Source organism: Deltaproteobacteria bacterium (assembly GCA_016223005.1).
GTDB lineage: Bacteria > Desulfobacterota > GWC2-55-46 > UBA9637 > GWC2-42-11 > JACRPW01.
The window spans coordinates 22,285-44,595 of record JACRPW010000046.1 but is presented as its reverse complement, the minus strand read 5'-3'; the positions used below and the strand labels follow the sequence as shown (position 1 = coordinate 44,595).

The following is a 22,311-nucleotide window of genomic DNA, read 5'->3' as shown; positions in this document are numbered from 1 at the left end:
TTTTAAATGCGTTAAAAGAGGCTTTCTTTTGCCCTCGTGCCTCCATACCTCAACAATCTCCTGAAGTTCGCGGGGGTCTCTGATTTTCCTGTCTTCAGCAATGCGGATAAAGATAATCCTATCAAGGAGTTTTTGAACAACATCGTTCAGGATTCTGATCCCGTTTAAAGACACAACGGGACAGGCATCAAGGTTTGGATTTCTCTTATGGATGTCCTTTGCAAGTTCTTCCCTCCATGCTGTCATGTCCTCAAGAAATGCCCTGTCAACAGGGATGCGGAGACGCTTGCTCTTGACATCTCTTGGAAGAAGTCTTTCAAGAGAGCCTTTCTCAACCTCTTCTTTTGAAAGAAGATAAAGTTTATCTATGTTTTCAAGATAATCGGTGTGCTTGAAATCAAAGATAAGCCCTTCGTTGGGATATTTGGGATTAGGTTTTAAAGATGCGTCAAAGAGTTTGAATTCCTCAAAATCGGTGAGTATGACAAAATAGACCTCTTTGGTTGACCAAGCGTATGTCTTTGCCTGAAGGATATGATGGACATTGTCTAGCGCAACAGACGGCGCCTTTGCCTCAATAAAGAATTTGGTTGCGCCGTCTATCCTGAAATTATAATCAGGCCTTCCTGATGTTTCTCCTTTTTCAAGGATGACATCTCTTTCAAATGGCGAAAGGCCTTTTTTATTTTCAATGTCCCAGCCGAGGGCCTCAAACAGGGGATTGATGAAATCCTGTCGAACCTGCGCTTCAAGATAATTTTTGGAGAGATAGTGGTGCTTGTCCTTTTCAAATTTGCTGATGAGGGAAAGGAGTTTTTCTTTAAAAGATTCTTTGGTCAAATGCTATCCCCTATTTCATGCCTCCACTGATGCCGCCGACCTGCCCAAGCCCTAATAGATTAAATGTTACCATAAAGAGCTTTTCTTCCAGTTTATCTGTAAATGTGACCGAAACACCCCAGCACTGTTTATGATAGTCAACCCCATATTCTGTTTCTATGCCTTTGCTGCCGCTGTATGAATACCTGTAATTGTATGTTAAATCTACAGTATCTGTTGCCTTAAACCTTGCGCCAGCGTCAAGATACTCTACATCATTTCTGATATATCGATATGAAAGATTCAAATTATCACCTCTCTTACTGCTAATCCCAAAAGATGTGTCTTGTTTTTCAAACCAATTATCATAGACATCATACTGCCTTTTCCAACTTGCTGACATCCAATCAAACGGCTTTAATATTGTCTCTAAAGTTACATCTGAAAATGGCTTTCTTTTATCAGTGGATGATGACAAATCCCTTGTGGCCTCGTTTATATCGTAACTTTGTTTAATATCCAGATATACAACATCCCTTGTATATGTTTTGTTATCCAAAGAAAATTTGCTGGTTAAGATTGTATTTACAGAATAGTTAAAGGTGTTGCTCCTAGTAATTCTGTCAACATCGTCAAATGAAGGTAGACTAGTTTGGTCATCATCAGGAATATATGTATATGTTATTTTTGGCCTGATTGTATGCTTTAATTTCTGTTCTTTACCATCAAGTGCATAAATCCGCACAAATGTTGTTGTAAGGTCTGCCTGCAGGTCATATATACCCCTGTCATAATAATGCCCTGTCATATTATCAACCCACCATAATGTTTCTCTGTAGCCAATAGATGGAGTAAACTCAAAATATCCATCAGGGGTTAATGGCAGAGAGATTCTTGGATGTATATCCAATCTCTGTCCTTTGGTGCCTCTGTCCCTTTGAAAATTAACAAATGATGATTCAAGGGAAAAATAAAACGGTGTTTTAATGACCTGCTGGTTTGTGCCTGTAAGGGTTATCTCAGGGAGTTTCTGTAGAACCGTGTCATCATCCGCACTTAAAAGATTATCAAAATACCTGAACTGTCCATTCAGATTAAATCTATCCCACCTTTTGTTTAATGAGATGTTGCTTTCAAGGCTCTCAAGCGACCTCCCCGTCAGTCCTTTGCTAAAATCTGTAAAATATTCACTGCTGTCAACTTTTTTATCTTTGGCAAAATCAATAAAGAATTCATCATCACTTACCCTGTTTATATCCACTTTCAAGGTAATGTTGTCAGGAAATGTCTGGTCATGTTTTAATTTGAGTATCCACCTGTTATCAGATGCCGTCTGGGGTTTTGAGAGGTTACTGCTTCCACTCCTAAACTGTCTGACCCTGTCTATATCATCCTCCTGAAATTGATAAACATAGAACTGCCCTTTTGTATTATTACTAAGTGTGTATCTGTATTCACCGCCCTTACCCAGTCCCCGTTTTGCTTCTACATCCAGATAGAATGTAGCATCTGTGTTATCAGATATTGCCCAGAAAAAGGCGTTATCCATTTTAAAGCCGCGAAGTTCAGAATAACCGAATTTTGGAAACAAAAACCCTGTCTGTCTTTCCCTTTTCACAGGAAGCACAAGGTATGGTGAATAAAGCACAGGTTTGTCATTTATATGGAGGAATACATTTCGTGCATTCATATACTGCCCGACTATTACATCTGCCTTGCTTGCAGAAAATTTCCATGCAGGTGATTCATCCTCTTTGCAATCACAGGTGGTAAATGCCCCGTTTCTTATATTGTATGACTCCTCACCCACCTTATTGATTTCACTTCCGCTTATATGTACATTTTGTTTTTTGTAAAACATCCTGCCGTTTTTGACTGTTCCTGTTTTTGTATCTATATTAAAATCAAGCCTATCTCCCTTTAATACATTACCGCCCTCATCAGTTAATTCCACATTCCCCTCTGCTGTGCCAAGACTTTCCAACATATCAATAGCCATCTTTGATGCCCTTATTGTTGAACCTTCCTGTGTAACAATCACATTGCCATTTGCATAATAGGTATTCTTTTCTCTATCATATGTTATACTATCTGCATCTATATATACAGGGAGTTTGGAAGATAGTTGAATGCCGTTTTCAGAAAAAGAGACACCATGGGTGAAGAAAAATAAGAAATGAGAAATAAGAACAGAAAAGAAAAAAAACCATAAATTAATCTTCTTGAAAAACATAAACATTATTAACCTCTTAACAGTTGGTTGCCTAAATTAACATATTACCAGCACCCTTACAAGAGGGAATTGACAGAAATCTTTAAAATCAGTAACTATTTCTGGATACCTGCTTTCCGCTTAAAACATGCGGGGACAATCTTCGCAGGTATGACGACTTTTTACAAGTTCATCATTTATAAATTGGAAAAAAAACAATATTGTGATAATTATAAATCCTAACTACCAAATTAAGGAGGTATTTTGGACAAAGATAAAATAGGTTCATTTACATTCGTTCTGCATTCACACCTTCCGTATGTCCTTTCCCACGGCAGATGGCCGCATGGAACAGACTGGCTCAACGAGGCTGCTGCTGAAACATACATCCCGCTCTTGAATGTCTTTAACCGCCTCATAATAGAGGGTATAAGCCCTAAGGTAACCATTGGTCTGACACCCATTCTTACAGAGATGCTTGCCAGCGATTCTTTTAAGACAGAGTTCAAGGCATATCTTGGACAGAAACTTGAGGCAGCAAAGAATGATATTGCCGAATTCGAAAGACTAGGACAGCCTGATTATTTAGCGGTTGCAAGAATGTGGCTTGATTTTTACAGGAACATATATAAGGACTTTGTAGAAAAATACAATCAGAATATTGTATCTACATTTGCGGAACTCCAGAGGGCCAACCACATAGAAATAATCACCTGCGGGGCAACCCATGGTTATTTTCCACTTCTCTCAAGGGATGAAAGCATTCAGGCACAGGTAAAGCAGGCAGTTTCATCTTATATAAGGCATTATGGCAAAAATCCGAGAGGTATATGGCTTCCTGAATGTGCCTATAGACCGCGGTATGAATGGAAACCACCTGTTCCGACAGAAAAAAATACAAAGCCATATATGAGAAAAGGTGTTGAAGAATTCTTAAGTGAAAACAATATTGAATACTTCTTTATTGATTCCCATCTTCTTAAGGGTGGAAAGGCAATAGGTGTGTATCTTGACAGGTTTGATGCCCTTAAGTCTTTATGGACAAGATTTTCAGAGCAGTATAAACCTCCGCCAGAGGATACTGAAAAGACGCCCTATAGCATCTACTGGGTTGGACCTGCAGTTGAAGGTAAAATGCCTGTTGCCATATTTACAAGGGACCCGAAAACAGGTGTGCAGGTCTGGAGCGGTGAACACGGCTATCCAGGAGACCCTAACTATCTTGACTTTCACAAAAAGAGGTTCCCTGGCGGACTGAGGTACTGGCAGGTAACTGATTCAAAGGCTGATTTGGCTGACAAAACAGAATATGTGCCAAATAGGGCACTTTCAAGGCTGCCCTGAATGGCTGTATCATGTAATCAAGGCATTTCATACTGACAGCAGGGTAGAAATGGTAACTGCTGGAGAATATCTTGATAAGGTAAAACCTTTGCAGGTTATATCCCTGCCTGAGGGCTCATGGGGCGAGGGCGGGTATCACTGGATATGGCTTAATGACACAAACCAGTGGACATGGAAGCACATCTACGAGGCAGAAGGCGAGATGATAAAACTTGCAAAAAAGTTTGCCGATAAAAAAGATGACAATCTGCTGCAGGAGATATTAAAGCAGACGGCAAGGGAACTCCTTATACTTGAATCTTCAGACTGGCAGTTCTTAATATCAACCCTTGCTGCGAAAGATTATGCAGAGATGAGGGTTGTCCGACACTATGACGATTTTAAGAGACTGTCACAGATGGCATGGAAAAAGGGTAAGGGGGAAGAATTGAGTAAAGAAGAGACGAACTTTCTTGAATACTGTCAGAAAAGGGACGATATATTCCCTGATGTGGATGTAAATTGGTATAAAGAATTATATGCGTGAAGAAAAGTGGTTTGAAAAGAGTATCAGGCAACTTGAGGTAGAAGATAATGCCATTGCACTCACACTCTTTGGTGAGCATGGTGAAAACCTGAAACGGCTTGAAAAAAAACTTGCCGTCAGACTGGATACCAGAGGGAATATCGTTACAATTCAAGGTGAAGAAGAAAGGGTTCTTCTTGCGGAAAGACTTCTGAAGGAATTAAGCAATCTCCTTTTAAAAGGCTACAATCTCCATTCCACGGACATTGATTATGCAATAAGGATGTGCAGCATTGAGAAGGATGCACATCTCACAGATATATTCATGGACACGGTCTATGTCTCTTTTAAGAAAAAGGTTATTGCACCTAAAAGTATTGCCCAGAAGGGATACATAGATGCTATAAGGAAATATGATATTGTCTTTAGCATAGGTCCTGCCGGAACTGGCAAGACCTATCTTGCAATGGCAATGGCTGTTGCAGCCCTTTCCAGAAAAGAGGTTGAGAGGATAATACTTACAAGACCTGCTGTAGAGGCAGGCGAAAAACTTGGTTTCCTGCCTGGTGATATTACTGCAAAGGTTGACCCGTATTTAAGACCCCTTTACGATGCCCTTCATGACATGATGGATTTTGAAAGGGCACAGAAGTTAATAGAGAGAGGGATTATAGAAATCGCACCGCTTGCATTTATGAGGGGCAGGACTCTCAATGATTCATTCGTAATAATGGACGAGGCACAGAATACAACAAGCGAGCAGATGAAGATGTTTTTAACAAGGCTTGGCTTTAGTTCAAAGACAGTTATCACAGGAGACATAACCCAGATAGATTTACCTCTTGCAAAACCGTCAGGGCTTGTGGAGGTTCAGAGGGTGCTTTACGGCATAGAAGGGATAGAGTTTGTATATTTCTCTGAAAAGGATGTTGTCCGACACCCGTTGGTTCAGGATATTATAAAGGCTTATGACAGGGTTGGGAAAAAACGGGAAAGGGTTTCTGAAGACGAAGAAGTATAAGATGGATATTATAATCTCATGTAAAAGGGTAAAGGTAAAAAGAGACAGCATAAAAGGAGTTATAGCAAAGATACTCAAAAATCTTGACTGTCCTGATAATGCTGAAATAAGCATACTGTTTACTGACAATGATTTTATCAGGGAATTAAACAAAAGATACCTGAAAAAAGACAGACCAACAGATGTCCTTTCCTTCCCAATGGATTCTGTAAGGGGAAAAAACGGTTCACGGTTCACGGTTCACGGTTCAAGGTATCTTCTGGGTGATATTGTCATATCCGTTGAAAAGGCAAAAGAGCAGGCAAAATCTATGAATGTCCCTATGGATATGGAGATTAAAAGGCTCTTGATACACGGCATTCTGCATCTGTTTGGATATGAACATGAAAAGGGCGGCATAAAGGCAAAGAAGATGAAAAGGGAAGAGGAAAGGCTTATATGCGACCGTACATAATTGTTACAATATTACTTTTAATCCATATCAGCAGCAACGGATATGCCTATGATGTTACTGCCTCTCCTTCCTTCTGGATAGATAGGCTGGATAACCATGATGCAGTTCTGATGGATGCCGATAAAATATATAAATTTAATGACTCCACCATTACATCAATTGACCAGATGGCAAAGATTGAAGAAATGTATAGAACAATATCAGGCAGCAAAATAAAGCAGTATCTCACTCACGACCCTTTGCCTGTTGATAAGAAGAGGTTTGATAAAAACGGCAGAAAAATAGGACAGCGGTTCTTCAGAGAATTGGAGGAAAACATAAACCTTGAAGGTGCAGAAGATATAACAGAAATAAGATTTGGCGTTATAACAAACACAGCCGACATAAGGGCATTCCCAACAATTGAACCCATTCGGGAATATCCGAATTCAAAAGACTTTGACACTATCCAATACTCAAAAATATATCCGCCTTCCATTGTTGCCCTGCTTCATGTGAGTAAAGACAAAAAGTGGGGGTTCTTCCAGGCCAGTTTTGTGAGAGGCTGGATTAGACTGAATGATGTTGCTTTTGCAAAAGATAGAGATGAAATACTTCCTGACAATAACCAATTCCTTATAATCACAGGAAGTTTTGTTGATGTTTATGAAGACCGTGAACTTAAAAAGATTTTGGAAAGACTGCCCATGGGCACACGACTTTCAATAACAGGAGAGGATGAAAAAAGATGGATTGTAGCATTTCCATACAAAACTAAAGACAGCAAACTTCTTATTCGGGGCAGTGCATACATCAGTAAGACATCAGATGTAAATAAAGGCTTCCTGCCATATACAAAAAAAAATATCATACAACAGGCATTTAAAACACTGGGTGAAGGATATGGCTGGGGTAATATACATGGCAAAAGAGACTGCTCCTCGTTTATTAAAGATGTATTTGCAACAGTCGGGATATACCTGCCCAGAAACTCAAGACAGCAGATTTCAACAGGTAAACTGCTTGGACATACTGACAATGGCAGTTCGGCTAATGACCTAAAGGAAGCCGTCAAATCCGCTGTCCCTGGTATAACACTGATAGGTCTTAATGGTCATATAATGCTGTATCTAGGAAAGTTTGACAACAGGGATTATGTAATCCATTCATTATTCGGTTATGGTGATGCAGATGGTTTCAAGGCAGTAAACTCTACAGTTGTCACTGATTTAAATCTGGGTAGCCGTACAAAAAGCGGTGCATTTATAAATAGACTAAAAGGGATAACCCTTGTAACCAATGAACCACAAACTAAAGACTCTCCTCAATAAACTCTACAAATCATTTGATATAAACTCCATCTCCCCTGACCCCCTTGAATTTGTCCATAAGTTTAAAGACCCAAAAGACAAGGAGATTACAGGACTGATTGCCTCATCCCTTGCATACGGCAAGGTGGAAGGCATCCTTAAAAGCATAAACTATATTCTGGATGTAATGGACTGGTCTCCTTACAGATTCACAGTAAGATTTAACCCTCAAAAACATACACAATTATTTAACAATTTCTCCCATAGATTTAATAAAGGTAGAGACATTGCCTGTCTTATATATTTTGTAAAACAGATGATAGAGGAAGGCGGCTCTATTAAAGGATTCTTTCTGAAAGGTTATAATCCTTATGATAAGAATATAAAACCTGCCCTTATAAGTTTTTCTGACAGGGTATTGAAATTAGATTCCATGCCTATTTATGGCAGGCGCAAACTTCCTCAAGATGCTGGCGTAAGATTCTTTTTCCCTTCTCCATCAGATGGGAGTCCTTGCAAAAGGTTAAACCTGTATTTAAGGTGGATGGTTAGGGAAAAGGATGTGGATTTAGGTTTATGGAAAGAGATACACCCAAACAGACTGATTATACCGCTTGACACTCACATAGCCCGAATATCAAAGTATATCGGACTTACAAACAGAAAATCCCCTGACTGGGAGATGGCAGAGGAAATCACAGAGAACCTAAAAAGACTAGATGCGGACGACCCTGTAAAATATGATTTTAGCCTGTGCAGGCTTGGTATTCTGGACAGATGTCCGAAAAAGAAAGATCCTGAAAAATGCAGGAAATGCCTGATAAAAGGCATATGTGTGATGTAAAAAAACTTACTATTTATTATGCCTGCGGGCATGTGGAGCATGCACTTGAAGAAGATGATGCAGCAGGGCATGATGAATCCTTTTCAGGACTCTTTTTAGATGGGTCATTCACCTTTGAGGCATAATCACTTTTATGCCAGCCGCTTCCCTTCAGCACAAATGCAGATGGTGAAATGACCTTTTCAATTTTGTTAGAAGAACAGCGCTGGCATTCTTTTAAGGGTTCATCAGAAATCTTCTGTGTTACCTCAAATTCCATGCCGCAGGATTTGCAGACATACTCATATATTGGCATTTATACATCCCTCCCTTTTATCCTTGATGCTGTTTAATGCACTGTCCCTTTCATATGCTCGTTTTCAAAGGTTTCCCTCTCCATACAGAATGGGTCTTTTACAAACCTTGCCTTACAGTCCTTACAAAGTATAAACACCCGTTCCTGATAAACATCCTCCTCAATCGTCTTTGTATCAGTATCTGACATATCTTCAAGAATGTCTAACATGCCGTCTTCTATATCACCTTGATATTCCTCAAGATAGCCATCAAAATCAGCAAAACTCTTTATCTCAATAACATATTTTATGCTGCCCGGCTGAAGTTCTTTGCTGCAGCATTGGCATCTTATCTTGTTCATGACCTGATTATTCCCTCTCTTTTTGGAATTTAGCGGTTTCAAATATATACACAAATATTTGCCTTGTCAAATTAAATATAGGTATGGTAGATAAAATCAAAACTCAAAAAGCAAAGTTAAAAATTACAAATCAAATTTTAAAAGTTTTGATTTTTTATGACTTCAACTATTGATACTATCTTATCAAGGGATGCCTTCCTCTTAACTACAGAACTGAGGATATTCTGGCTTATCGCTTTTTTTTACGGTGTGTGCCTTTTTTTATATCTGATATATCTCTTCACAAAAAAGAACTCTATCGGAAAGACGGCAGCAGGTATTTTATGGGCAGTGGTTGTTATCCATGCAGCGCTAATAATCTTCAGAACCATAGAGGCACAACGCGCACCATTCCAGACATTATATGAAAGCCTTTCATGGTTTGCATGGACTGCCTCTTTCACATACATTTATGTTTCAAGAAAATGGGAAGGCATACACCTTGCAGGGATACCTGTAACCCTTATGTCAATGGGCGCATCACTTTATGCACTCCTTTCAAGAAACCCTGCTGTAGAACCGCTTTCACCGCCGTTGCAGAGTTGGTGGTTTGAATATCATGTAATCCTTGCATTTCTCTCTTACGCTGTATTTGTGGTGAGTTGCAGTATAGAGATGGTCTATCTCTTTATAAATCCAAGACTGAAAAGAGGGAAGTCTTTTGATTATGGACTGGATATGAATAATATAGAGGTGTTTCACAGGACATCATTTAAACTCGTGCTGTTTGGCTTTCCCCTGCTTACATTCGGCGTATTCTCAGGCGCTGCATGGGCAAATGAAGCATGGGGAAGATATTGGAGTTGGGATCCGAAGGAGACATGGTCGCTTATAACATGGACCGTATTTGCCATGTACCTTCATGCAATGACTATCCCAAAGTGGAGAGGTCTGCCTGCATCCTTGCTGAATATTCTTGGATTTATATGTATGCTGATGACATTCCTTGGTGTCAACTGGCTTTCTAAACTGCTGGGCATCCCAAGTCTGCATATTTATGCAGTATGAAAATGCAAATTCGTAATAACTATCTATACAAAAAGTTCTCTTCCATAAAGACCTCAATTCTATTTCTGGGGATACTGGCTGTATTCTATCTTGCAGGGACTATATTTCCGCAAGGTGGAAATATTGAAGACTATATAAATGAGGGCGGCAGGTTTGTATTGCTTGTGAAGATATTCGGACTCATGAACCTCTTTTCAACCCCATTGTTCCTTATAGTCAGTCTTTTATTGTTTGTGAACCTTACAATATGCACATGGGAGCGGTTTCTTATACTATGCAAAGAAACACCTCTTGACACAGGATTTATCTCAACTCACATAATACAGTTAAATGGAAAAGATGAGATTGATGAAATATTCATAAAAAAACTTGGTTTTAGAAAATTGTATTCTGACACCAGCAAAACCATTATGATAAAGGGGTTATCTTATAAATGGCTTACATGCCTTTACCATCTTGGAATATTTCTCTGTTTCATCGGTTTTTTCCTGACATACCTTTTTGCATTTGAAGATGAGATTATAATATATCCTGATGAGATAAAAACAATCCAGCCATCTGTACAGAGCAGATTTAATAAACTATTCGGCAAAAAGGCAGAAGAACTGCCATTTAAGGTCAAACTGGCTGAGTTCACAACCGAATACAACCAGATGCCCTCTATAGACTATCCAAAAGAAAGACTGTCAAGGCTTGCAATTGCCCTTGGCTGGCAGGATAAACCAATAAAATATAAAATAAAGGATGAATCGCTATTTCCAAAAGACTGGAAGAGCAGGTTAATGGTGATTAGAGATGACAAACTAATCATTGAAAAGATTATTGAGGTAAATGACCCATTAGAATACGGCGGCTTTACATTTTATCAGGCGGCATTTGAGCAGAAGTTAAAGGTAACAATGGACAAGAGTCCTATTGGAATTGAGGTAGAGATAGGGAAAGAGGCAATACTTCCCGGCATAGAAGATGCCCTTGTTTTTAAAAATCTAAGGGTCGGCACACTGTTTAGAAAGGATGGCAGGACTGAAAAGATTATTCCCTCTGTAGATGTATATATGGTAAAAGGCAAAGGACTAATGGCAAATGGTATAAAGGATAAAGAAAAGATTGGGAAACTTGAACTCGGCGGTTATTTGACCATTGAGGACAGGGCAGTAGACATCAAGGAGTTTATGGAGGCAACAATATTGAGTTATCGCTATGACCCTGGTGTAGCAATACTCTGGTTTGCAGGTATACTGGTGCTTGCTGCAATGGCAATGAGGATATATATGACTTGGTATATGATTATGTACAGGATTGACAGGGAGTCCAAAGTGCCGCTATTAAGACTATCCATAAAGGCAAGGGGGCTTCTGGCAGATGAAGCAGGAATAATAAGACAGATAAGACATTTCACCCGAAAATACCAGTAAGTTAAAAGGCACCCATCCTTGTTTGCCAAGCATATTGTCTCCTGTGCCTCTGCTATTTATACAACCTTTCTGTCCAGACTCCTGTACTGAACCGCCTCTGATATGTGGGGCGACCCAATATTTTCACTTCCTTCAATATCTGCAATAGTCCTTGCAACCTTTAATATCCTTGCATACGCCCGCGCAGAAAGTCCGAGTTTATCTATTGCCATTTCAAGAAGTCCTTTGCTGTCACTGCCTATTTCACAGAATCTTTTGATATGTCTTGATGACATCTGGGCATTACAGTATATCCTTCTGCCTGATTTTGTATGGAGTATAGAAAACCTTTTATCTTGTATCTTCCTTGCCGTATTGACCCTCTCCTTTATTTCAGACGATTCTTCCCCTCCCCTTTCATCAGATAATTCCCTGAATTTGACTCCCGGTACATCCACATGGATATCTATCCTATCAAGGAGTGGTCCTGATAGTTTTGCCCTGTATCTCCTGATTTGTAATGGGGTGCACTGACATGTCCTGCTTAAATCTCCGAAAAAACCACAAGGACATGGGTTACATGAAGCAACCAGCATGATGGATGTTGGATATGTAATTGAAACGGCTGCCCGGGATATTGTAACCTTGCCGTCTTCAAGGGGCTGCCTTAATACCTCTAAAACATTTTTATGAAATTCAGGGAGTTCATCTAAAAACAAAACTCCGTTATGTGCAAGAGACACCTCACCTGGTTTTGGAATCTGCCCCCCTCCAATGAGACCTGCATCAGAAATAGTGTGGTGGGGGCTTCTGAAAGGTCTCGTTGTGACAAGCACCTGTTTGTTATTCAATAGTCCTGCAACGCTGTGAATCTTTGTTGTTTCAATCGCCTCATCCATAGTTATATCAGGAAGAATGGTTGGAATCCTCCTTGCAAGCATTGTTTTCCCTGAGCCGGGCGGCCCAATCATTAAGATATTATGCCCTCCTGCCACTGCAATCTCCAGTGCCCTTTTTACATGCTCCTGCCCTTTCACCTCATTTATATCCAATAAGGCATCGCCTTCCCTTTTGAAAAAGGCATTGACATCTACCTTACATGGTTTAATTTCTATGCCCCCATTAAAAAACTCTGCTAACTGGGAAAGGCATTTAACAGGAATAACATCTATACCTTCAACAATGGCTGCCTCTTCTGCATTTTCCTCCGGCAGTATAATACCTTTTAATCCTAAAGTCTTTGCAGTGATTGCCATAGAAAGCGCACCCTTTATAGGTTTAATATCCCCATTTAATGAAAGTTCACCAACTATGAGATATTGATTAAGTTTATCAGTCTTAAGCAGTTTCTGCGCGGCAAGTATGCCGATTGAAACAGGCAGGTCAAAACTTGTGCCTTCTTTTTTTATATCAGCAGGTGCAATGTTTACAGTAATCCTCATGGTCGGGAATTCATAACCTGAGTTTTTTATTGCTGCCTTGACTCTATCTTTACTTTCCTTAACAGCATTGTCAGGGAGTCCGACAGTAGAAAACACAGGTAGTCCGGGAGAGATATCTACCTCTACCTCAACAATATATGCATCAATGCCGATTATAGCACTGGATAGGATTTTAGAAAGCATCTCTTCTTCTTTTATTTGACATGTTTGGTAGTATAAAATCTTTTTTGTAAATTCAAAAATGGTATAATTCTCAAGCAGTTACAACACATCAAAAAAGGAGGATTATACCCCTGTCTGCCGACAGGCAGGCATAAGAAAGAGATTATCAAAGAAGGCAGAGAAAGTCATCAAGAAAAAGCACAGAAAAACAGAAAGGGCAGGAGGGCAGAAAAGGGGACGACAGAAAAGGACAGAAAAGGGGATTTATTTTCTTGGACAGAACTGTTGGGTCTGGAGTAAATTATTTTCATGCCAAGGACAGCCAGAGTAGTATTATCCAACTATCCCCATCACATCATTCAAAGGGGGCACAATAGACAGATAGTCTTTGCTCCCAAAAGAAAGAGGAAAATAAATCCTTTTTGTCCCCCATCTTATTTATTCTTAGTGCGTTTAATGCTATATTTATAATGGAGATGATGCTCAATCTGTAATCCCTTGCCAAAGTGTCAAGGTTTTTACCCCGACGCCTTGTTCCCTTTTCGCTTTTTACAGACGCTGATTTGCTGCCAGATTAAAATATACATTATTTTTCTTTTTTAATGAAGGGTTAAATTAGGCAGGTCTGCGACAAGCAGACAGGTTAGTTGCGGGGTTTATATTTATTTATGACAGCTGCAGTCCGCACCGCAATCTTTACTGACCTCAAGACCATGTTTTTTCATCTTTCGCCATAAGGTAATGCGGCTTAATCCAAGGAGTTGTGCAGCCATTGTCTTGTTGTTGGAAGAATTTTTTAATGCCAAAAGTATCTTGTATTTCTCATCATCAGGATTTGTCATCCCATTTTTTAAGCGGCCGTTTGTTTCATTCTCTTCATAGTTAAGACAGAGATGGTCGGGCTGTATGATTTCCTCGTCAGCGCTGCATACGCACGCGCTCTCCAATACGGATGTAAGTTCCCTGATGTTCCCATGCCATGGATGTGATAAGATTAGTCTCATAGCCTGCGAACTTATCCGTTTTTTACCGCCTAAAAAGTTGTTGACAAGCGTGGGAATATCCTCTTTCCTTTCCCGAAGCGGCGGCATGAAGAGCCTTATTACAGAAAGCCTGAAAAAAAGGTCCTGTCTGAACTCCCGATTCTTTGTCATCTCCCAGAGTGGTTTATTGGAAGAAGATATAATCCTTACACGGTTTATCCTCTCTTTTGTGGCGCCGAGCGGCTGATATCTTTTGGTGTCCAGAAATGTCAATAGTTTAGATTGACAAGTTAAAGGCATGTCCGCCACCTCATCCAGAAAGAGTGTTCCGCCGTCAGCCGCAGCAATATAGCCCTTTTCCTCAGTGTTAGCGCCTGTAAATGCCCCCTTTTCATAACCGAATAACTCTGATTCAAAGAGTGTCTCGGGGATGGTTGAGCAATTTATGTGGATGAACGGGCCCTCCCTTACCTGACTCTGCTGATGGATAAACTTTGCAAGAACTGTCTTTCCTGTTCCTGTCTCGCCGAATATGCTTATAGGGGAATCTTTTTTTGCAGCAATAATCGCCCTCTGAATCGTTATGCCCATGGTTTTATTCTTTGTTGCCCAGAATGACTCATCTTCCATTATATTGCAGCAACTGCTGCTCTGCCTTATAAAATTCCAGATACTCCCCACAATCCTGCCTTTCTCATCTTTTATAGGGTAATAGATAAATGTCCCTGCCATCTTGCCATTTGCGGTCTTCAAATTTCCGCTGGATACCCCGAAACTTTTGGGCGGACAGTCATAGAGAGGGAACCCGTCAAGAACAGCATCACACCACACTCCTCTGGCAATATCATTGTCATTCAACCTGCATTTCTCTTTAGCCGCACCGCTCATTGAAAGTATATTGCATTTTTCATCCATTACAAAAAAGATAGCGCTTTGAGAGATAGACTCAAAGGCAAATGGACTATTTGGACTAATGGCAGGGATACCCATATCATCACCTCTCTGTAAAATAGCGATTAAAACCCTCGCTATTTTACAAACCCAAAAATGAATGTCTATTTTTGGGACCTCTGTTTCAATTTATGTTGCATCATATGTTTCATCTGTAACAATGTCAAGAGATATTTTTAAAGAAAAAGTCTTATAAATCAACTAGATATACATTGGCATTATAATTGCTATTTTAATAACAAATGGAAAGGAGGTGAGGTTATACAGGTGTGTCTTATTTTAAGTAAAAAAATTAGCAGCAAAAAAACACGAAAGGAGGTGTCAGCATGTTTAGAAAAAAGACTTTAATCTGTGTTCTTCTCGCAGTGGTTTTCGGGAGTGTAGGGCTGGTAAAGGCAGCTGAAGATATGAAGGCAAGATACAATCCAGAAGCCTTTCACACAAACCATGATGAGAACGGAGTGGACTGTGAAAAATGCCATTTGCAGCCTTATAAGTCAAATGGCTGGGTGAGTGCAGATAAGAAAGGTGTGGGCGGAACTACCGTAGGAAAATCTGCCATGCCTCAGAATTTAAGCAGAAAGGTTGATAAGACAGAGTGTCTGGAATGCCATAGATGGGGCGCGGATAACGCAAGGACATTTTATGGCGGCGAACCTGCTGAAGCAGGCGACCGCTATAAAAAATAAGTAGAGGTTATAGTGTGCGGTGAAGCAAATGATTGGAGAGATAGAGAAAAAGAAGAACAAACAATACTTGCAAGTAAAATAGGAGGGGATGATATGTCTAAAAAGTATGGCTTTGCCATAGACTTAAGAAAATGCACAGGATGCTATGGATGCCAATCATCATGCAAGATGGAGAATAAAGTGCCTATGGGCAACTCCAGGGCAAGGGTCGGCATCTATGATGTTGGCGAGTATCCAAACAACAAGAGGTATTTCCTGCCTGTGCTGTGTAATCACTGCGAAAATCCGCCGTGTATCAAGGCGTGTCCTGTGCCAGGCGCTACATTTAAGCGGAGCGATGGGGCAGTGCTTGTAAGAGAAGACCTCTGTATCGGCTGTGGTTACTGTGCTACTGCATGTCCGTATGATGCCAGATACATAAATCAATCTACAGGCAAGGCAGACAAATGCACATGGTGCGCGCACAGGCTTGATGCAGGTCTGGAGGAGCCGGCATGCGTGAGGAACTGTATAGGCAATGCAAGGTATTTCGGAGATTTGAATGACCCGAACAGCAAGGTCTCTAAACTCCTTAAAGAAAATAAAACTGATGTCCTGAGGGCTGAGTTTAAAACAAAACCACAGACTGCTTATATCATGGATGGAAGGGATAAACTGATTGATATAAGCGGCACTGCCGAGGAGGTGAAGTCATGAAAATATCAAGAAGAAACTTTATAAAATTAGGCGCAGCAGTTGGAGCAACAGCCCCTCTCGGATTTAATGTCCTCAATGCCTTTTCCCAGTCAAATCTTAAACTGCAGGCAGGGAGCGAGCAGGAATTAGAAGGTAAATTTACAGGTTATGATGTGAAATATACCTATGATTCCTACTGCCCAAGTGAGTGCGGGCTGGAGGTCTGTACAAAGGACGGCAAGGTAGAAAAGATTTATGGAAACTATGCAGACCCCTACAACCACGGCAAGATGTGCGGCAAGGGGCCATTAGGGTGCGGTCTAATAAACTCAACAGGCAGGATACTACATCCTATGATGAGGACTGGAAAGCGCGGGGAAGGGAAGTTTAAAAGGGTAAGTTGGGATGAGGCATTGAATCACATAGCCAAAAAGATTGTGGAGATTAAAAAGAAACACGGCGGCGGAGAGTCAGTGATTGTTGACACAGGCGACATGACGGATACACAGCCTTACTACCGCATGGGCCGCGGGGCTATTGCCTGCCCTCATGTTGTTGAGCACGGCAGTATCTGCGATGTGCCGAGAAGGTTCGGTCCCAAGAACTTCATAAACGGCAAGAGGTGGGAGCCTGATTTGATGAGGCCTGTCCTTGTCCGACAGTCTGACGGAAGTCTGAAAGAAATGGGGTATGATGACCTCCCTCTTCCGAAATATATCGTGTATCTCGGCTGGAATCCGTTCACTGCCACAAGGATCCATTATGAAAGCAGGGGAACAGTTACAGCAGCGCTCAAGGGCTGCAGGGTAATCGTTGTTGACCCTGCCATGTGCAATACCGCTGCATGGGCAGCCAATAACGGCGGAGAGTGGGTGCCGATAAGACCGGGCACCGACAACCACTTACTGGGCGCTATCTTGAGGTATATCCTCGAAAAGGGATACGAGGACAAAGACTTCATAGCAAAATACACAAAGGGTTTTGATGAGTTTGTGAAGGAGTTCAAGTCCTACTGGAATAAGACCGACGGCAACGGGCTTAAATACTTCTCTTTAGAATGGGCAGAGGAAAAGACCACCATCTCAAAAGACAAGATAAAGGAAATCGCCGAGCTCATCGGAACCACAAAGCCTGGCGCAGTTGTCTGGGGCATGAACGGCATCGGCCACAGATTTGCAGGCTATATAGCATCCATGTTTGGCACAGCCATTGATGTTGTAACAGGCAACATTGAGGCGCCGGGCGGGGTCATTGACTGCAATCAGGTAAGAATCAGCAAGGACGGCTATGCCGGACACTTCCAGGGCAGGGAAATCACGAGAACTGTTAATGGCAAGACTGTCAAAGGCAAGCAGGGCGATTTGCACATGGATGAGATGAGCGATTGGCCTGCAGGCTGGGAGGATGTGGTTGGCGACCATCCAAGGAGGATCCTTGAAGGGGTAGAAATCAAGTATGGTCCTTTTAAGGGCTATAAATATCCAATCAAGGCAAGGTTCGAAATCGGCGGGAATACAATGATAAGCGGAAGCGCTACATGGAAATGGCAGGAGGCGCTTACTGCAGTTGACCCTAAGACAGGCGAGTATCTTCTTGATCTGAATGTCAGCATAGACTCCGTCTACCTTGAGAACGCTCTGTATGCTGATGTAGTGCTCCCTGCGGCAAACTATCTGGAGAGGTATGGCATTGCAGATATATATCCAAGTTGTCCTGTTGCTGTTTTAAGGGATCAGGTGATAAAGCCGCTCGGCGAGGCAAAGACTCAGGTTGAGATAATGAATGCCGTTGCAAAGGCGCTCTATGACAATGGCGATAAGGATGTTGACCCGAAGGAGTTCTGGCTCAAATATAAGCATGATGATATATTCTGGACTGAGGCAATTGAAGGGACGCCTGGTAAAAAGAATGTGGGCGAGCCTCTTCCATATCCAAAACTTCCTAAGGGCTATACACTCATCGGCACACCGGATTCCCTTGAGGCAGGAAGGGTGAAGATAGACAATGAGAAAAAGGTGATTCAGGGCGAGCCGATAACAGTGGATTGGCTGAGGAAGCATCAGGGTGTTGCTGTATGGCCTATGGCGTGGAGAAGGTATGAGCAGGTAATTCAGCACAAATCTGGCAAGATTGAGTTTGTCTGGAGCAGGATGGAGAATTATAATGAGCATATAAAGGGCGGCGCAAAACCATACGGGTTCGAAATCCTTGAAAAATACACAGGAGTAAAATGGGATAAATACCCGACCACATTCTTCTGGTTTGACCCTCCTTATAATCCTGCAAGTCCGAGATATGCAGAGATGGTAAAGAAGTATCCGTTCCAGTTGATTTCTGCCAGGGTGCATCAGGGCATGACAGCCACATACGCCAATCCGCAGCAGGCAGAGACGCCCACTGACAGCATATGGTGGCCATTGAATAAGGAGTTTGAGGCTGAGGTGGCAGACTGGGTTACAGAGAAAAACGGTATGGGTATGCCGCAGGGAAGCATGAAGGTGGCAAAAAAGAGGTTTACAAAAGGCACCCACTGCGTTGGTGCATGTGCTATGAATCCAAAGGATGCAGAGGCAAATGGGGTAAATACCGGAGATGTAATTACGATTGAGAATATGCTTGGCAAGACACAGAAGAGTGTTGTCCTTGTGACAGATACGGTTCGTCCGAGTGTGTTGAAGATGCCATACGGAGGAGGCGGTCGTTTCTCGCCGGGTGTTGGCACGACCTACCAGCAGAAGGATTACACTGCCAATGTGAACCAGTTGGTTGACCCCAACTTACTGTCACCGATAGTTGGGTTCCCCGGATATGTGGATATTATTGCCAGAATTGTTGCAGTAGAAGCGCCTTCTGCTAAAGTTATCTGATTAAAGATAGGTATTTGCTTTTCATTCCCCAGTGCCGCTCCAGCAGTAAGCGGCGCTGGGGAAATTTTGTAAGGTGGAGAAATATGGATAACTATCCTGCTGTCAAACAGGACATATGCATAATGGAGAATAGATGCGCTAATTGCGTATTGATCTGTCCTGAAAAGGCGATTAAGGCTGCAAGCAAGGGAAACAGAAAATCTGCATTCATAAACCATGAATCATGCACAAGATGCGGCTTATGCTATCAGGTCTGCCCTGTAAACGCTATAGATGATATGGACGCAAATAGTTCCATGTTAAAAGGGATAAAACTTTCGGAAGAAGGCAAAAAAATAATCTTTATCTGTGAAAGAACAGGCTTTAAATATAATGGCGCTGACAAAAATTTGGCAATCTATACCTCTCATATCTCCAGTATCTCTTTTAGGGGTTTAACTGGAATTCTATCAAATGGCAGTTCCGTAAATTTGATTGGATGCAATGAGTGCAAAGAAACAGGACATCTTAAAAAACTTGCAGAGTTCTTTGCCAGAAACGGCTATGAGCGGGCATTTAAAATCTCTGATAATGTAGATGGCAATGATAATGACAGAGGATATTTTTTTAATGAGGGGTTATTGGGGCGTTTATTTAATTCATCCTCTGACAGGCTGCCATTTCCCGGAACCGCATGGATAGATATAGGAGAGAGATGCACCCTATGTCAAAACTGCAGTAATGTATGTCCAACAGGCGCGCTTGCATTAAAAAGGGGCAAGGGGCAAGGGGCAAGGGGCAGGGAAGATGAGAAGATATTCCTAGTATATAATCATAGTTTATGCAAAGGCTGTCCTGTTTGTGAAAAGGCATGTCCTGAAAGATGCATAATTATAGATAGAAGGTTAAGATTGGATAAATGGTTTAATGCAGAAACTAAATGTGAAAAGGGTATCCTCCTTTGCAGAGGGTGCGGGATGCCGATGGCAGCAGACAGCGTGTTTATGAGGGTAAGGCAGAGGCTGCTTTCACAAGGGTTGAATGCAGACCATATTGAATACTGCCCTGACTGCAAACTTAAAAGGAATAACACTTACAAAACTGATAACGCGAAAACAGCAGCGCTCTTTATGAAAAACACTGCTTAAGACTGATGGTCTCGTAAAAAGTCGTCATACCCGCGAAGCTTGTCCCCGCATGTTTTAAGCGGGGAGCGGGTATCCAGATGCGGTGCAACTATTTGGAAAGACTAGATTCCCGTTTTCACGGGAATGACAAAATGTATGTTTTCAGACTTTTTACGACTTCATCAAGACTGCCCTGCTGGAGATTCTGCTTCTGGCAGGGCTTAAAAAAAGGGGGGAGAGATAATTTCTGGTATCCAGCCAAAACACTGTTCGTGCCTGACAGCCTATACAGCGTGTTGCGGTTTAAGATGCCAGTATAACCTCACTTCCATAGGCTCTGCCCCCCTTTTTTTTAGAGACAACAGGATAAAAGGTTTTAGAGCTTTGATAGTTTTTTGCTGGTTTTATTTAAAACCTTGCAATTGTGCAGGCAATATATTAAATATTTGGAAGATATATGTGAGGTGCAAACAATGAAAAGGATATTGAATTTTATTGCTATTGTTTTTTTAAGTATAGTTTATCTGACCCTTTTTAGCTATGTTGCCGATGCATTTCAAACAAACGAACAGATACAGGGGTGCGGCAAGGAATGCACTGACTGTCATAAGATTACACTAGAAGAGGCAAAAAATATATTAAAGGCAGAAGTGAAATCTATAGGCATGAGCCCTGTTAAGGGGTTGTGGGAGATAAGGGGAATTCAGGAAGGGAATGATTTTACTGCGTATCTTGATTTTGCAAAAAAATATGTAGTGCTGGCTCGGTTTATCCCTATCTCTGACATAGGAAAACCTGCGTCTCAAAGAAGGATTGACCCAAGCCAGATACCTCTTGAAGATGCGCTTGTAATAGGAAGTCCAAATGCCCCGCTCAAAATCATAATCTTTGATGACCCTGACTGTCCGTATTGCAGGGAACTACACAAAGAGGCAAAAAAGATTATTGAGAAAAGGAAAGATATTGCCTTTTACATAAAACTATATCCACTTCAATCTCATCCAAAGGCATATGAAAAATCAAAGGCAATCCTGTGCAAAAAGTCTGTAAAGATGCTGGAAGACGCCTTTGAGGGTAAAGAACTGCCCAAGCCCGGTTGCGAGGCAAAAGAGATAGACGAAAATATAAAACTCGCCAAAACCCTCGGCATAGACGGCACGCCATTTATAATATTGCCTGACGGGAGAGTAATCCCAGGCTATGTTGATGCAGATGCACTCCTCAATATATTGGAGGCAAAGCAGTAAAGAGAGGTTGCTTTAGTGGAGTACTATCCTATATTTATAAATATAAAGGGCAAGCCCATTTAATTCTTTCTCCACCCAACTTGCCTTCCTTTCGGCATTGTTATCTCCTGAATATTATATTTCCCCTTTATTTTATTTTGTCAATTAATGGACGCCCCGTTTAGTTTTGGCATTACAAATACAAAAAAGGGGATGATGAAGGGGAGATACAGTTTAAAAGGACGTTAGAGTCTCTTGGTATTGGTGTGGGGGTTTACCCCTGATGTCTACTTTTGGTCTTTCCCAAATGTCTACTTTTGATTGTTACGGAACAAGAGTGCAGATTTTGTTTGACTTTCATCCTCTATTTAAGGTAAGGGATTCAAAATACTATAATTTTATATCATGGTGACCTCTGGAATATGTTTTAGAGGTAGAATAGGGAAGGGGGTGAAAATCCCTCACGGACCCGCCACTGTGAGCGGTAACGAAATCTGCACAAATGCCACTGGTTTTCACTGGGAAGGCGACAGAGAGTAGGCTAAACCGCAAGTCAGGAGACCTGCCATGATATACTTCACACACCTTCTATGGTAAAGAAGGTAAAGGATATGGATTAAAAAAACGGTTAATCCCCAGTTCCC

General features: G+C 41.3%; 19 protein-coding genes and 1 riboswitch. Of the genes, 13 read left to right on the top strand and 6 right to left on the bottom strand.

The annotated features are described in order from the left end of the window. Both HZC45_05875 and HZC45_05870 read right to left on the bottom strand, forming a co-directional pair. The coding region (locus tag HZC45_05875; protein ID MBI5682677.1) for a type I restriction enzyme HsdR N-terminal domain-containing protein at positions 1 to 840 on the bottom strand (840 nt) is incomplete at its 3' end. 10 nt (positions 841 to 850) lie between these two features. Further along, positions 851 to 3,052, bottom strand: coding sequence for an LPS-assembly protein LptD (locus HZC45_05870; GenBank protein ID MBI5682676.1), 2,202 nt, complete (start codon positions 3,050 to 3,052; stop codon positions 851 to 853). 243 nt (positions 3,053 to 3,295) lie between these two features. On the opposite strand from HZC45_05870, the gene HZC45_05865 reads away from it, so the two are divergent. Genes HZC45_05865 through HZC45_05840 form a run of 6 tightly spaced genes read left to right on the top strand, consistent with a single transcriptional unit; the run spans position 3,296 to position 8,488 of the window. Further along, a complete protein-coding gene (locus tag HZC45_05865; protein MBI5682675.1) occupies positions 3,296 to 4,375 on the top strand; it encodes a hypothetical protein in 1,080 nt (359 codons plus the stop codon). Beyond that, positions 4,341 to 4,901, top strand: coding sequence for a DUF1957 domain-containing protein (locus tag HZC45_05860; GenBank protein MBI5682674.1), 561 nt, complete (start codon positions 4,341 to 4,343; stop codon positions 4,899 to 4,901). The genes HZC45_05865 and HZC45_05860 overlap by 35 nt, the downstream gene beginning before the upstream one ends. After that, entirely contained in the window at positions 4,894 to 5,901 is a 1,008-nt protein-coding gene (locus HZC45_05855) for a PhoH family protein (GenBank protein MBI5682673.1), read from the top strand. Before HZC45_05860 ends, HZC45_05855 begins: the two co-directional genes overlap by 8 nt. A gap of 1 nt (position 5,902) precedes the next feature. Then, positions 5,903 to 6,355, top strand: coding sequence for an rRNA maturation RNase YbeY (ybeY, locus tag HZC45_05850; GenBank protein ID MBI5682672.1), 453 nt, complete (start codon positions 5,903 to 5,905; stop codon positions 6,353 to 6,355). Continuing rightward, positions 6,340 to 7,665: an SH3 domain-containing protein gene (locus HZC45_05845; protein ID MBI5682671.1), complete on the top strand. Its 1,326-nt coding sequence runs from the start codon at positions 6,340 to 6,342 to the stop codon at positions 7,663 to 7,665. The genes ybeY and HZC45_05845 overlap by 16 nt, the downstream gene beginning before the upstream one ends. Further along, the gene (locus HZC45_05840; protein ID MBI5682670.1) at positions 7,634 to 8,488 is read left to right on the top strand and encodes a TIGR02757 family protein; all 855 of its coding nucleotides are present in this window, start codon (positions 7,634 to 7,636) and stop codon (positions 8,486 to 8,488) included. Before HZC45_05845 ends, HZC45_05840 begins: the two co-directional genes overlap by 32 nt. A 16-nt stretch (positions 8,489 to 8,504) precedes the next feature. On the opposite strand, the gene HZC45_05835 is transcribed toward HZC45_05840, so the two are convergent. Both HZC45_05835 and HZC45_05830 read right to left on the bottom strand, forming a co-directional pair. Continuing rightward, the gene (locus HZC45_05835; GenBank protein ID MBI5682669.1) at positions 8,505 to 8,783 is read right to left on the bottom strand and encodes a zinc ribbon domain-containing protein; all 279 of its coding nucleotides are present in this window, start codon (positions 8,781 to 8,783) and stop codon (positions 8,505 to 8,507) included. 33 nt (positions 8,784 to 8,816) lie between these two features. After that, a complete protein-coding gene (locus HZC45_05830; GenBank protein MBI5682668.1) occupies positions 8,817 to 9,125 on the bottom strand; it encodes a hypothetical protein in 309 nt (102 codons plus the stop codon). A gap of 156 nt (positions 9,126 to 9,281) precedes the next feature. Here HZC45_05830 and ccsB point away from each other — a divergent pair, with 156 nt between their 5' ends. After that, the gene (gene ccsB, locus HZC45_05825) at positions 9,282 to 10,172 is read left to right on the top strand and encodes a c-type cytochrome biogenesis protein CcsB (protein MBI5682667.1); all 891 of its coding nucleotides are present in this window, start codon (positions 9,282 to 9,284) and stop codon (positions 10,170 to 10,172) included. 2 nt (positions 10,173 to 10,174) lie between these two features. After that, positions 10,175 to 11,587 (top strand): cytochrome c biogenesis protein ResB, encoded by a 1,413-nt coding sequence (locus HZC45_05820; protein MBI5682666.1) that lies wholly within the window; start codon positions 10,175 to 10,177, stop codon positions 11,585 to 11,587. Positions 11,588 to 11,643: 56 nt separating this feature from the next. Here HZC45_05820 and HZC45_05815 read toward each other — a convergent pair whose 3' ends face one another. Further along, positions 11,644 to 13,191, bottom strand: a complete 1,548-nt coding sequence (locus HZC45_05815; protein MBI5682665.1) for a YifB family Mg chelatase-like AAA ATPase — start codon at positions 13,189 to 13,191, stop codon at positions 11,644 to 11,646. Positions 13,192 to 13,832: 641 nt separating this feature from the next. Further along, positions 13,833 to 15,143, bottom strand: a complete 1,311-nt coding sequence (locus HZC45_05810; GenBank protein ID MBI5682664.1) for a sigma-54-dependent Fis family transcriptional regulator — start codon at positions 15,141 to 15,143, stop codon at positions 13,833 to 13,835. 287 nt (positions 15,144 to 15,430) lie between these two features. Here HZC45_05810 and HZC45_05805 point away from each other — a divergent pair, with 287 nt between their 5' ends. The 5 genes from HZC45_05805 to HZC45_05785 all read left to right on the top strand — a co-directional run bounded on the left by HZC45_05805 (position 15,431) and on the right by HZC45_05785 (position 21,688). After that, a complete protein-coding gene (locus tag HZC45_05805) occupies positions 15,431 to 15,793 on the top strand; it encodes a hypothetical protein (GenBank protein MBI5682663.1) in 363 nt (120 codons plus the stop codon). 78 nt (positions 15,794 to 15,871) lie between these two features. Further along, positions 15,872 to 16,489, top strand: coding sequence for a 4Fe-4S dicluster domain-containing protein (locus HZC45_05800; protein MBI5682662.1), 618 nt, complete (start codon positions 15,872 to 15,874; stop codon positions 16,487 to 16,489). Next, positions 16,486 to 19,335 carry a molybdopterin-dependent oxidoreductase gene (locus HZC45_05795; protein MBI5682661.1) on the top strand — a complete coding sequence of 950 codons (2,850 nt, stop codon included), beginning with the start codon at positions 16,486 to 16,488 and terminating at the stop codon, positions 19,333 to 19,335. The genes HZC45_05800 and HZC45_05795 overlap by 4 nt, the downstream gene beginning before the upstream one ends. An 83-nt stretch (positions 19,336 to 19,418) precedes the next feature. After that, positions 19,419 to 20,462, top strand: a complete 1,044-nt coding sequence (locus HZC45_05790; protein MBI5682660.1) for a 4Fe-4S binding protein — start codon at positions 19,419 to 19,421, stop codon at positions 20,460 to 20,462. 452 nt (positions 20,463 to 20,914) lie between these two features. Next, on the top strand, positions 20,915 to 21,688 hold the full coding sequence (locus HZC45_05785) for a DsbC family protein (protein ID MBI5682659.1): 774 nt from the start codon (positions 20,915 to 20,917) through the stop codon (positions 21,686 to 21,688). A gap of 368 nt (positions 21,689 to 22,056) precedes the next feature. After that, positions 22,057 to 22,252: riboswitch (cobalamin riboswitch) on the top strand. The last annotated feature ends 59 nt before the right edge of the window (positions 22,253 to 22,311 follow it).